Raw genomic sequence first — 12,670 nt, 5'->3', positions numbered from 1 at the left:
ACATCCGAGCTTGTCAGGAAACGCTGACCGGTTTGGAGCGCAACCGGCTTGCAGTTGCCGGATCCGCCCTTCTGCAAAGCTGTGGCGGCAAGCCTTTCATGATGAGCTCTGAATCGGCGACGGCCATCGAGCCAAGCGCGTAGAAGGCGTCACGTGTGCCGCCGGTGCGATGTGCCGACAGCAACAGCCCTTCCACCTTGCGAACGGGATCGTCGGGAGCGACAGGCTCGTCGGGGAAGACATCGGTGGCGGCACGGATATGGCCAGAACCCACCGCTTCGAGCATTGCCGGAAAGTCGACGACGGCTGCGCGGCTCATCAGCAGGAAGGCGGAGCCGGGCTGCATGAGCGCAAACTCCCTCCGGCCGATGAACCCTTCGTTCTCGCTTGTCACACTGGCAAAGACGAAGACGACACGGCTTTGGCTGAGTACCTCATCCAGCGATGCCGGCATGCAGTCGAGCCGCTCGATGATCTCGGCCGGCAACCAAGGATCAAAGACGCGCACCGTATTGCGAAACGGCCGGACAAGCTCGCGCAATTGGCGACCGAGATCACCAAAGCCGACCAGGCCGACCGGTGCGCCGGCAAAGCGAAACGTTCCTTCGTTTGCCGCAAGGCCATAGTCTTCGACACCGGCTCGAAACTGCCGATCAGCCATGGTGATACCGCGGGCAAGATCGATCGCCATGCCGAGCGCAGCTTCGGCTACGGGTGAAGCGAAGGCCGATGCAGGGGTGATCACCCAGATGCCCCGCTCGACACAGGCCTGGTAGTCGATGTTCGGCAGGAAGTTCGACTCGACATTGATGATCGCCTTTAGCCTCGGCGCGCGATCCAGCCGCTCCTTCGGCATGTCGGTCTGACCGAAAATCAGCACCGTATCCGGCAACAGGGCTTCCACCTGGTCGGCCGGCATTTGCCGATCTTCGGAGACGACGACATCTCCGAGTTGCTCAAGACGGCGGCGAACATCCGGCGTCATGATGAGATCGAGCGTTCGCGGCAACGGATCGACAAGAATGATATTGCGGCTCATGGTACCTCCCTTGCCTCCAGAATGAAAATGCGCGCGGCTTTCGCAAGTCCCTTGTGCGCCGGGAAACGCTCAAGGACCGAGTGAGGATACCATCAAAGGGTCTTCCCTGACCGTCTGTACCAGGAAATCAAGAACTGTGCGGACCCGCAACGGCAGGTTCTTGCGCGATGGGTAGACGACGTTGATCGGCAGGCGTGCCGGAGGAAAATCGGGCATCACGTTTATCAGCCTGCCGACCTCGATGTCGGCGCAGGCGAGGATGTGCGAGAGCACTGCAAGACCGCCCCCGGCCAGTACCGCGCGATGCACCGCGACCGCATTGTTGGCAATCAGGCGTGGCGCGATGCGCACCGAGGTCTCGTCGGAACCATTGGAAAATGTCCACGAGCGCAAATCTCCGGCGCGGCTGTAGCAGATGCAGTCATGGCCGCCGACGTCGTCGGGCGTTTCGGGCATGCCTCGTCGCTCGACATAGCTCGGTGCTGCAACGAGAAAGGCGGTCGTCCATCCAATCCGCCGGCACATCAGATTGCAGTCGGAGACGGGACCGAGGCGCACTTCAAGGTCGATGCCATCGCCGATCAGGTCGGACGGCTCGTCGCGAAAAATCAACTCGACGGAAAGCCCGGCATGGCGATCGAGCAGACCGGCAAGACGCTCGCTGACGTAAAGACCAAGCGGCGCGGGCAGGGTGAGCCGCACCCGACCGGATACCGTGGTGGCCTCGGCACAGGTCGCTTCGTTGAGCGCGTCCACCGCTTCGACCACCTTCAGCGCCATCGCAATCATCTGCTCGCCCTCGACTGTCAGGGCAAGCGCATTCGTACTACGATGCAGCAGGCGTGTGTTGAGATGTCCTTCGAGAGCGGAGACCTGCCGGGAGACCGCCGGCTGTGTCAGGTCAAGGTCGATCGCCGCTGCAGAAAACGAGCCCGTCTCCGCAACCCGGAGGAAGGCTCTCAGCGCAGATACGATGTCCATTCGTCCCCCATACATTTCGACATAAGCCTTATGCAGCAGTCTAGGTCGGAAGCGCTTTACTGTCCAGTAATTACGGATATCTTATGTCCATAAGGATACATGATATCCTTAATTAAGGAGACAGACATGTCACAGCGCCTCAACTACGCACAGCATTCCCCCGAACTCTTCAAGAAGATCTCGGATCTCGGCATGAGCTTGAAGGACAGCACCATCGAGCAGAAAATCCGCGATCTCGTGAACATCCGGGCTTCGCAGATCAACGGTTGCGCCTTCTGCCTCGACATGCATGTCAAGGAAGCCAAGATCCACGGCGAAAGCGAACTGCGCCTCTATCATGTCGCGATCTGGCGTGAATCGAACCTCTTCGTTCCGCGCGAGCGGGCAGCTCTTGCCTGGACCGAGGCCGTCACGAAGCTTCCGGAAGGCGGAATTCCCGACGAGCTCTACGAGCGCGTCCGTGGTCAGCTCTCGGAAAAGGAAGTCTCCGACCTGACCTTCTCGATCATGGTCATCAATGCCTGGAACCGCGCGAGCATCGCCTTCAAGGCAGTACCCGGCTCCGCCGACAAGGCCTATGGCCTCGACAAGGCCGGCCTCAACTAGGCCGGCCTCAACCAGGCCTGCAACCTCATAGCCATCAACAGAGCGGCCGGCGGCCGCTCGAAAGGGAGAAGTCCCATGAAGATTGTCATCGTCGGCGGGACCGGCCTTATCGGCTCAAAGACAGTGGACCGCCTGCGCAAGCGGGGACATGAGGTGATCGCCGCCTCTCCGAACACCGGTGTCAACACGATCACCGGCGAAGGATTGGCCGCCGCACTTGCCGGTGCAAAGGTCGTCGTCGATCTCGCCAATTCGCCGTCCTTCGAAGACCGGGCCGTGCTGGAATTCTTCGAAACCTCGGGACGAAATCTGTTTGCGGCTGAGAAGACCGCCGGCGTCGAACACCATATCGCGCTGTCAGTCGTCGGGACCGAGCGGCTGCAGGCAAGCGGCTACTTCCGCGGCAAGCTCGCCCAGGAAAGGCTGATCAAGGCCTCCGGCGTTCCCTACACGATCGTCCATTCGACGCAGTTCATGGAATTCCTGAGCGGTATCGCGCAGTCGGGCACGGTCGGCGACAAGGTTCATCTGTCACCGGCCTATGTGCAGCCGATCGCCTCCGACGATGTAGCCGACGCGATGACGGATGTGACCCTTGCTGCCCCCGTCAACACAACGATCGAAATCGCCGGGCCGGAACGCTTCAGGCTCACTGAACTCGTCGCTCGCTACCTCAAGGCGATGGGCGATCCACGCAAGGTCGAGCCGGATCCGCAGGCGCCTTACTTCGGCGCCCTGCTGGAGGATGGTTCGCTGGTCTCGGACAACAACCCCCGCCTGGGACAGATCACCTTCGAGCAATGGTTCAAAACATCCGCGCGGACATAACCACCCACAAAAGGAATCTTGAAATGATGAAGTCGCTCTTTGTCGCGGCTGCGCTCGCAGCCGCATCATTCAACACAGCCTTTGCCGCCGAGGCAGGCGGCAAGGCTGCCAAGGTCACGCTCGTCTATGAGCATGAACTGCCGAACGCCCCGGGCAAGAGCATCAAGGGTGTTCTGGTCGAGTATGGTCCGGGCGGTTTTTCCGAGGGGCACACGCATCCGAATTCGGCCTTCATCTATGCAACGGTCCTGGAAGGCTCGATCCGCAGCCAGGTCAATGATGGACCGGTCAAAACCTACAAGGCCGGCGAGAGCTTCTCGGAGATGCCCGGCGACCGTCATGGCGTCAGCGCAAACGGCAGCAACGCAAAGCCGGCCAAGCTCCTTGCCGTTTTCGTGGTTGACACCGACCAGAAAGAACTGACCTATCCCTTGAAGAAGTAGGCGAGGACGGGGCCGGGTGTCGATCGCGCACTCGGCCCCCCACAGCGCGGCAATTATCGCGATCGGAGCTGCCATGTTCAACGACCCACTTTCGTTGCCGCTTGTTCTGATCAACATTCTGGGCGTAGCCGGCATTGTTGTCTGGCATCTCCAGGGCCGTGACCGCCCGACTGCGCGGCTGATCGTCCAGATCCTTTTCTTTGCAGGCATGACCGCCGTCCTCGTTATGGCAGGCATCCTGCCTCATCGCGTTGAGGAGACGCAGCTTGCCGGCGTGATGGCATTCCTGTCCATCTCGGCAAGGGTATTGTGGTGGACACATCTGGCATGGACCCTCATCGGCTTCGTACGGATCTATATCGTTCTGGAAAAGAGGCCGCGTGAAGCGCGGCTGCTGCAGGATCTGATCGTTGCCGTCGTCTATCTCGGTGTCGCGCTGTCCATCCTGGGCTTCGTTTTCAAAGCACCCATCGGCACCCTGGTGGCAACGTCGGGTGTGGTTGCCATCATCTTCGGCCTGGCGCTGCAAAATACGCTTGGCGACGTGTTCTCGGGGATCGCTCTGACATTGGGGCGGCCCTTTGCCATCGGTGACTGGATCTTGCTTGGCGACGGCACCGAGGGCCGCGTCATCGAGAATAACTGGCGCTCCACCTTTCTGCTCACCGGCGCTCACAATGTCGTCGTTCTGCCCAATAGCGTCCTGGCGAAGGTGGGTCTTACCAACCTCAGCCGTCCCGATGAAACGCATCAGATCACGCTGCTTGTCCGGATGGCGGCAAACCATAGCCCGCAGCTTGTCGAGGAGGCGCTGCGAACCGCGTTGCAATCAAGCACGCGCATCGTCCAGGATCCACCGCCGATCGTCGCTCTCAAGGGGATTGATGCTGTCGCAATCGAGGCAGAATTGCAGTTTCGCGTGACCAGTCCAGCAAACAGGACGCCAGCGCGCAACGAAGTGATCGATCTCGTTCACCGCCACTGCCGGGAAAGCGGGCTCTCGCTCGCAATGCCCCCTCAGAGCTATCTCTACGCCTTGCCCGACGCAAGCGAGGTAAAGCTGCGATCAGCCAGCTCGCTCTAACACCCACTCGGAGCTGTTCTTCCAAAGGTCCGGCGGAATGTCCCTCGCCAGGGTCTCGATCAGATCGGAAAAGCTGACGCTGCGCAATTTCTGGCGCCACGCTTCGTCGGCTTCCCACATGACGCGCGCCACCGCGCATGGACTGCTTTCGCAGTAATCGTGAGGCCGACAGGGATTGTTGGCTCTGATGTTGTTGCAGACAAAGGTCTGCGCCTTGCCTTCGACTGCCTCGACGATGTCGAGAAAGGTCAGATCAGCGGGTGCTCTTGCCAGTCTGTAGCCGCCAGATGGGCCGAGCGTCGTATGAACGAGACCTGCTTGAGAAAGGCTCTGCAGCGCCTTCGAAAGATATTCCTTCGGAAGTCCGTGGAACTCGGCCAACGCCTTCGTCGACAGGTAGCGGCCTTCGGGCAGACCGGCAAGTATGGCGCAACAATGCAGCGCCCATTCGACTTGGCTTTTCAGGATCATCATTTCCGTCCGAAAGGGTACCGAGCGGCACCAATTAAGGACAGAAAATATCCCTATTTCGCGACAATGTAAACGGGACAAGAATGCAACAAGCGTCAGCAAGGTCGCCAGCAATCAGCCAGCGACCGGCAGTAGAGCCCGGGACCGTTCTGCTCCGGCACCCCCGGGCTGCAACGTGGAAGCAAAGGATGTGGACGGCACCAGCCTTGTCAGACCATCTCCCGCAATCGACGACCCGTTTCCTGCAGCAGCTTGAACGCCTGATATCGCCGATCGTGCTTGTCCCGAAGCGCCCCCGAAACAGGGCGATAGACCTTTGCAATACGCGACATGGCAGCCATCGCGCTGGAAAGGTCCGGGTAGTGCCCGCCGGCGACCGCCCCGAGCATTGCAGCCCCAAGCAGCACCGGCTCAGGGCTTGTCACGCTGGCCACCTCCGTTGCCGTGGAATCCGCGATCATCTGCAGGACGAGGGGGCTGTTTGCCGCGCCACCACTGGCCATGATCAAGTCGATATCGATCGCCTTGTCGGCCAATGCGTCAAGCAGTTGCCGCAGCCCGCAGCCGAGACCTGCAAGGCCCGCCACGTAAAGTGCGACAAGCGAAGCCTCGCTTTCGTCGAGCGTCAATCCGGCGATCAGGGCTCGTGCATCAGGGTCGGCAAAGGGCGCCCGGTTGCCGAGAAATTCGGGCACGACGACAATGCCGTCGGAAAGGTCGGCAACACCATCCCCTGCGCGAGCGGCTGCTCGCTCCAGATAGCCGACGAGCGACAGTCCCTCCGCCTTGGCACGTGCCTCGATTGCGCCGGCGGCCGGGTGCATGCGCACCAGATAGTCAATTGCGGCGCCTGCCGCTGACTGTCCGCCCTCGTTCAGCCAGAGTCCTGGAACCATCGCGGAAAAATACGGACCCCAGACCCCATCGACGAAGGTGGGTTGCCCTGTTGTCGCCATCGAGCAAGCCGAGGTCCCGAAAATATAGGCGAGCCGTCGGCCGATGTCGGCGCTTGGTTCTGTTTCGATCTCACCTGCGCCCAGCGTTCCAATGCCTCCAGCATGCGCATCGATGAGCGCGGCGCCGACAGGCGTGCCAACCGGCAGGGCGAGCTCGGCAGCCGCTTCGACGGAAAGCCCGGTGCCGAGCGCGACGCCCGGCGCGACGATATCCGTCCCGATCCGCCTGAATTCATCGGCGGCCAGATCCTCAAGGCCGATGGCCCGGAAATAGTCGGCGTCCCAGCGCCCTTCATGGGCGAGATAGGTCCATTTGCAGGTCACCGTACAGACCGATCGTGCCAGGCTTCCCGTGGCACGCCACGTCAGATAGTCGGAAAGGTCGAAGAAGTGGGCGGCCGCCTGGTATTGCTCGGGGAGGTGCCGCTTCAGCCACAGCAGTTTCGGGGTCTCCATCTCGGGCGAGATGCGGCCCCCGACATAACGCAGTACCGCATGCCCGCCGTCGTTGATTTCGTCGGCTTCCGCGACCGCCCGGTGATCCATCCACACGATGATGTTTCTGTCGGGGTCACCGGAACGGCTGAGGCTGATCGGCGCTCCACCCCTGCCGACAGCCACCAGCGAACAGGTGGCGTCGAAGCCGATGCCGGCGATCAGGGCCGGGTCGATGCCCGCATCTGCGACGGCCTGACGAACGGTGCCGGACACTGCCCGCCAGATATCCTCGCTGGACTGCTCCACGACGCCGCCAGCCTCATGCCAGATGGCAATCGGCTGCTTGGCTGATGAGAGTAGATCGCCGCTCTCGTTGAATACCCCCGTGCGCGCGCTGCCGGTACCGACATCTATGCCGAGAAAATAGCGTGCCATGTCTAGAGATCCGTGCTGTGAGGCAAGATGACGAGGTCGCGAATTGTCACGTTGCGCGGTCTCGTCAGCATGAACATGACGGCGTCGGCCACTTCGCTGGCTTCCATCAGACCGCCTGCTGCGATGGTCTCCTCGAGCTTGGCCTTCGGCCAATCGCTGATCAGGGCGGTGACGACGGGCCCCGGCGCGACGGCGCCGACGCGTATGCCATGCTTCATCACCTGTCGCCGAACAGTGTGAACAAACGCCTGCACGGCGAACTTGGAGGCAGTGTAGATCGGCTCCCAAACCACGGGAACCAGGCCGGCGATCGAGCTCGTCATGATGATGTCGCCGGTCTGGCGTTCAACCATATGCGGCAAGACGGCCTGAACGGAGCGAAAGGCAGCATTGACGTTCAAATTCAACATGCGATCCCAGGCATCGGGATCGCCTTCGACGACATCGCCGCCGATATAGGCACCGGCATTGGCATGGAAGATGTCAAGCTTGCCGAACTTTTCCAGGATTTGCGGCATCATCGTTGCAACGCTTTGCGGGTTCGTCAGATCGATGACCAGCGGAAATGCCTGCGGGCCAAGTTCAGAGCAGATATTCCTCAATGACTCCTCTGCCCGATCGATGAGAACGACACTGACGCCCTCGGCAAGCAGCGCCTTGGCGCATTCAAGGCCGATCCCCGAAGCGGCGCCGGTGACCGCTGCGACCTTTCCCGAAAGTTCCTGTCTCATAGCATTCATTACCTTTTATCTTGGACCTTTTGTCTTGGGACCTTTTATCTTGGGTCTACGCGCGTCCGTGCGACACTCTTGAACGGCGTGCGAGTGAATCGACGATGACGGCAATGGCAAGAACGGCGCCCGTGATCATGTAGCGAAGCGACGACGACAGATCGAGCAGCGTCAGTCCGTTGGCGATCGACTGGATGACGATGATGCCGAGCAGGGCCGAATAGGCACTGCCGCGACCGCCAAACAGGCTGGTTCCGCCGATGACGGCAGCGGCGATGGCATTGAGGTTGACGTCGCCCGTCCCGGCCTGCTGGCTTGCCGATGCAAGACGAGCCGCAGACAGCACGCCACCCAGCGCAGCCAGCATCGAGCAGAGCATGAAGGCGCTCGTGTAGATCAGGCGGACATTGATGCCGGCACGGCGCGCAGCCTCGCGATTGCCGCCAACAGCTGTCATTGAGCGCCCCCACTTGGTCCGGGTCAGCGCGTAGCTCATGGCCACGACCAATCCCACGAAAAGGCCGAACATCCACGGAATGCCGCGGTCCTGGTTGAGATAGAAGACGATGAGCTCCAGCACAGCGGTGATGAGGATTGCACGCAAGACGAGGCTGCCGAGCGAGCGTGAGGACAGGCTTGCCTCACGTCGGCGAACGACGGTCCGGTAGCCGGTCACGAACAGCACGATCCCTGGGATGGCGGCGAGCACGTAGGACACAGGATCGGGCATGACGAGCAGCTGTCCGAAATTCACGACCGCCGAACCGTAAGGCAGGTTGATCGAACCGGTCGCGCCGAGAAGATAGAGTTGCATGCCGAGAACCGCGAGCAACCCGGCCAGGGTCGAGACGAAGCTCGGCATTCCCAGGCGATTGAACAGCAATGCGTAGAGAGCGCCGATCAGGCCACCTGCTAAAAGAGCGGCAAGGATCGCCAGGGCAACCGGCCAGCCTTCGTTGACCCACAGCATACCGACGAGTGCCGAGGCAAAACCGCTGATCGAGCCGACGGAAAGGTCGATCTCGCCGACCATCAGGATGCAGACTATGCCAAGCGAGATAACGCCGACCGTGGAAGCGTCGAACAGAAGGTTGACGAGATTGTTGGCCGAAAGGAAGATCGGATTGAGCGAGGCGAACACTGTCCAGATGAGAACCAGCCCGACGACAACAGGCAATGATCCAAGGTCGCCCGATCGCACGCGATCGGCGAAAGCCCGGACGGCGCCGCTGACGCCGGTTTCATGTTTGACGCGAACGTCGCTTCTATCCAGCAACGGCGCGGATGGCGCGTTCTGATTGGCGTTGCTGCTCATGGGCTGTCTCCATCAGTGATCTCCCGCGACAGCTGGCGTCGGCTTGCCCTGCGGGAGACGGAATTGTCGGCAGCTCCAGTGATGGCGCTGACGAGTTCCTGGTTGGTTGCGTCGGGATAGAATATTCCATTGTTGCGACCGAGGCGCAGGACCACGATGCGGTCCGCCACGGCCCGGACGTCTTCCATGTTGTGGCTGATCATGATGACGCCGAGGCCACGGTCGCGGACCCGTTCGATGAGGTTCAGGACCTCCGCCGTCTGTGCCACGCCAAGTGCGGCCGTCGGTTCATCGAGCATGATGAGCTTCGGCTCCAGCAGCAATGATCTGGCGATCGCCACCGTCTGGCGCTGACCACCGGAAAGCGAGGCGATCGGAATGCGAACGCTTGGGATGCGCGCAGAGAGTTCATTCAGAAGCTTCCAGGAACGCACCTCCATCGACACTTCGTCGAGCTGCAGCGGACTGGTCTCCCGGCCAAGGAAGATGTTGGCGACAACATCCAGATTTTCGCATAGGGCGAGATCCTGAAACACCGTCGCAATGCCCAGATCAAGTGCGGTGCTGGGGTCGGAGAGCGTCACCGGCTTGCCTGCGAAGGTGACCGTGCCCGATGTCGGCTGGTGCACGCCGGCAAGAATTTTGACGAGCGTCGACTTTCCAGCACCATTGTCGCCGACCAGAGCCACGACCTCTCCCGCATGGACGTCGAGATCGATATCCGTCAGGGCCGACACGGCGCCGAAATTCTTGGAGACGCCACGCAGGCTGAGCACCAGCTCGCCGGTCGGAGGCGCGTCATGTTGATTGTTCGTCATCGAGGCAAGCCTTTCCGTATTTACGCATGATACCTGCAATTAGCCCCCCGACGACAAGCGCCGGAGGGCCCTCGGGAGGAGCTGTTAGCTGCCAATGCCAAGCTTCTTGCAGCCTTCCGCGTAGCGGTCGCCGCAAAGCTGCTCGGGTGTCTGGATCGGCTTGCCGTTGACCGTCTTGTCGATGATCTCGGCCTTGAGGTTTTCGGCCGTCACGAGTGCCGGCGTGAACAACTGTGTCGGCGTGTCGAACAGCTTGGTATCAGCCTTCGGCGTTTCGCCGGCAAGCAACTGCATCGCGACGTTGGCCGCAGCGGCAGCAACGATCTCGCTCGGCTTGGAGATGGTGTTGTACTGGTCGCCGGCGATGATCAGCTGCAAGCCGGCAATCGTCGCGTCATTGCCTGTCACCGGCGGGACCGGATCCACACCAGCCGCCTTGAAGGCGGCGACGGCTCCACCGCCGGTACCGTCATTTGCCGCCACGACGCCGATGATCTTCTTGCCGAAGCGCGTGATCTGGCCACTTGCCCACTGCTGAGCCTTCGGGGGCGCCCATTCCGGTGTGTCATATTCGGCCAGAACCTTGTATCCGCCCTCAGCGATGCCCGCATGGATGCCCTTCTTGATCAGGCCGGCGGCCGCGTCGGTCGGCGAGCCGTTGATCTCGAGCAGACCACCATCTTCCGGCTTGACGTTGTTCTTCTTCAGATGCTCCACGAGCGATGCGGCAATCATCTTGCCGATCTCTTCATTGTTGAAGGAAACATAGTAGTCGGCCGCTGCGGACGGGATCGGGCGGTCATAGGCGATGACCTTGACGCCCTGGCTCTGTGCCATCTTCACCAGCGAAGCAGCAGCGGTGGAATCGACCGGGTCGAGTATGATTGCCTTGGCACCCTGCGAAATCGCAGAGTTGAACTGCTGCTGCTGGCGCGATGCGTCGCCGTTGGCGTTCTGGTAGATTACCTTGCAGCCGGCGCAGAGCTTTGCCATTTCGGCCTGGAAGCCCGGGAAATCATGCTCTTCATAACGTGTCGAGCTCTGGTCGGGCATCAGGAAGGCGACGGTCGCGTCCGTGACCTTGGCCGATTGTGCAAAAACGGACGTTCCACTGAGAAGGCCCAGCGCCAGAACCGCGGCGCCTGCGAGTTTCGTCGAAAGTTCAGTCATTTTCGGTTTCTCCATTGAAGAGATCGATTGTTGCGGTTACTGACTCAGACCCGTGGCTGGCCCGAGTTTGAAAGCGTACAGAGCGCCGGTCCGAAGCTGACGGTCGAAGACGGCAGCGGGCCGCACTTCTGAGCTGCACCTGTTTCCAAATTTGAAGACAAGCGATCCCTTGCGGAGGCCGCCACGGTCTCCGTTCGCACTTGCCCTCAATGTGTCCTGTCTCCTCCCGTCCTCCTTGAGTTAGGCGGCCTCCACCGCTTTTTCGTTTTGTGCCCTCAGGGCTCGGAACCTTGAGGGCGGCATCCCTTTCTGCGCGAGAAAGTGCCTGTTGAAATTCGAAAGGTTGTTGAAACCCGATGCGTAGCAGATATCGATCACCGCCAACTCCTGGCTGCTCATCAGCAGCTGACAGGCGAGGTTGATGCGCAGGCGGTTGACATACTGAACCACCGAGAAGCCGGTGTGCTTGCGAAACGATCTGGAAAATGCGCTCGGCGTCTGACCGGCAATCGCCGCCAGATCGGTCTCGGAAAACGGTTCGGTCAGGCGCTCGCGGATATAGGCCAGCGCCTTGTTGGTGCCGATCGACATGTAACCGGAGGGATCGGGCTGGTAGTCGGATGTCGTGAGCGCGACGTGATTGCTGGCGCCGGTCAGGAGTTCGACGAGTTGCATGAATAGTGCGATACGACGGGCACCCACGGCCTCCAGCATTTCCTGCATGATCGGCTTTGCAAGTTGAGCCGTCTCGAGCGGGAAGAGCACGCCCCGACGACTATCGGCAAGCACCGAGCGGAATCCCTTGAGCTCCGGAAGAATGGAAAGCAGGCCATCGATGAAGGCCTCGGAGAATTGCAGAACCAGGCATCGCTGCTCGATGCGCCTGTCGTCGACAACGTCGCTCACCCAGTTGTGGGGCAGGTTTGGGCCGGTCATGACAAAATTGCCCGGCTGGAAGTCACCGATGAAGTCGCCGACAAAATAGCAGCCGGACGTCTCGGTGATGAGGTGGATCTCGTATTCGGGATGAAAGTGCCACCGCACCGTATGATAGGGATATCCGTGCGACCACATCTTGAAGGACTCGCCGGATCGTATCTGGACGACTTCCAGATCGGGCTCTGATACATCCCGCATACGACAATCCCTCCCTGGGATACACTCTGCTGCCAGGCCTGAACGGAGGAGCTCTCCCGGCTCCATCCCGCGACCATGGAAGAAGTTTAGCCGGATGAGGCAGGGGGCTCCACCACATTTGACCCCGCCGGCCGATACTTTTTTGTCATCCGATTCAGCGTTACCTAGATGCCCCCCGGCATATTTCCAGCTGAATCTGCTTTTGCGGCCGGCGACGG

The 12,670-nt window shown here is 60.8% G+C and carries 13 protein-coding genes; 4 read left to right on the top strand and 9 right to left on the bottom strand.

Features of this window, described 5'->3' with window-relative positions; all coding sequences use genetic code 11:
• Positions 1-13: 13 nt before the first annotated feature.
• Positions 14-1,039 carry a hydroxyacid dehydrogenase gene (locus tag AS026_RS37520; protein ID WP_062376134.1) on the bottom strand — a complete coding sequence of 342 codons (1,026 nt, stop codon included), beginning with the start codon at positions 1,037-1,039 and terminating at the stop codon, positions 14-16.
• A gap of 69 nt (positions 1,040-1,108) precedes the next feature.
• Complete coding sequence (locus tag AS026_RS37515; protein WP_062376131.1) at positions 1,109-2,020, bottom strand: LysR family transcriptional regulator; 912 nt, start codon at positions 2,018-2,020, stop codon at positions 1,109-1,111.
• A gap of 126 nt (positions 2,021-2,146) precedes the next feature.
• Between AS026_RS37515 and AS026_RS37510 the strand changes: the two genes are divergently transcribed.
• From AS026_RS37510 to AS026_RS37495, 4 genes are all read left to right on the top strand, one after another.
• Entirely contained in the window at positions 2,147-2,626 is a 480-nt protein-coding gene (locus AS026_RS37510; protein WP_062376129.1) for a carboxymuconolactone decarboxylase family protein, read from the top strand.
• A 75-nt stretch (positions 2,627-2,701) separates the two neighbouring features.
• Complete coding sequence (locus tag AS026_RS37505; protein WP_062376127.1) at positions 2,702-3,454, top strand: SDR family oxidoreductase; 753 nt, start codon at positions 2,702-2,704, stop codon at positions 3,452-3,454.
• A gap of 23 nt (positions 3,455-3,477) precedes the next feature.
• A complete protein-coding gene (locus tag AS026_RS37500; protein ID WP_062376125.1) occupies positions 3,478-3,897 on the top strand; it encodes a cupin domain-containing protein in 420 nt (139 codons plus the stop codon).
• Positions 3,898-3,970: 73 nt separating this feature from the next.
• Positions 3,971-4,981: a mechanosensitive ion channel family protein gene (locus AS026_RS37495; RefSeq protein ID WP_062376123.1), complete on the top strand. Its 1,011-nt coding sequence runs from the start codon at positions 3,971-3,973 to the stop codon at positions 4,979-4,981.
• Here the strand turns inward: AS026_RS37495 and AS026_RS37490 are convergent.
• The 7 genes from AS026_RS37490 to AS026_RS37460 form a co-directional block, all read right to left on the bottom strand.
• Complete coding sequence (locus AS026_RS37490) at positions 4,964-5,452, bottom strand: RrF2 family transcriptional regulator (protein WP_062376120.1); 489 nt, start codon at positions 5,450-5,452, stop codon at positions 4,964-4,966. The two genes, AS026_RS37495 and AS026_RS37490, sit on opposite strands and share 18 nt — an antisense overlap.
• Positions 5,453-5,661: 209 nt before the next feature.
• Entirely contained in the window at positions 5,662-7,281 is a 1,620-nt protein-coding gene (locus tag AS026_RS37485; RefSeq protein ID WP_062376118.1) for an FGGY-family carbohydrate kinase, read from the bottom strand.
• 2 nt (positions 7,282-7,283) lie between these two features.
• Positions 7,284-8,012, bottom strand: coding sequence for an SDR family oxidoreductase (locus tag AS026_RS37480; RefSeq protein WP_062376210.1), 729 nt, complete (start codon positions 8,010-8,012; stop codon positions 7,284-7,286).
• 55 nt (positions 8,013-8,067) lie between these two features.
• Positions 8,068-9,327, bottom strand: a complete 1,260-nt coding sequence (locus AS026_RS37475; protein WP_062376116.1) for a sugar ABC transporter permease — start codon at positions 9,325-9,327, stop codon at positions 8,068-8,070.
• Positions 9,324-10,145 carry an ATP-binding cassette domain-containing protein gene (locus AS026_RS37470; protein ID WP_062376113.1) on the bottom strand — a complete coding sequence of 274 codons (822 nt, stop codon included), beginning with the start codon at positions 10,143-10,145 and terminating at the stop codon, positions 9,324-9,326. Before AS026_RS37470 ends, AS026_RS37475 begins: the two co-directional genes overlap by 4 nt.
• An 84-nt stretch (positions 10,146-10,229) precedes the next feature.
• Positions 10,230-11,315 (bottom strand): ABC transporter substrate-binding protein, encoded by a 1,086-nt coding sequence (locus tag AS026_RS37465; RefSeq protein ID WP_062376111.1) that lies wholly within the window; start codon positions 11,313-11,315, stop codon positions 10,230-10,232.
• Between the two features lie 240 nt (positions 11,316-11,555).
• Entirely contained in the window at positions 11,556-12,452 is an 897-nt protein-coding gene (locus AS026_RS37460) for a helix-turn-helix domain-containing protein (RefSeq protein WP_025661294.1), read from the bottom strand.
• Positions 12,453-12,670: the final 218 nt, after the last annotated feature.

The organism is Rhizobium altiplani (assembly GCF_001542405.1).
GTDB classification, from domain to species: domain Bacteria; phylum Pseudomonadota; class Alphaproteobacteria; order Rhizobiales; family Rhizobiaceae; genus Rhizobium; species Rhizobium altiplani.
This window is presented reverse-complemented; position numbering and strand designations above follow the sequence as displayed.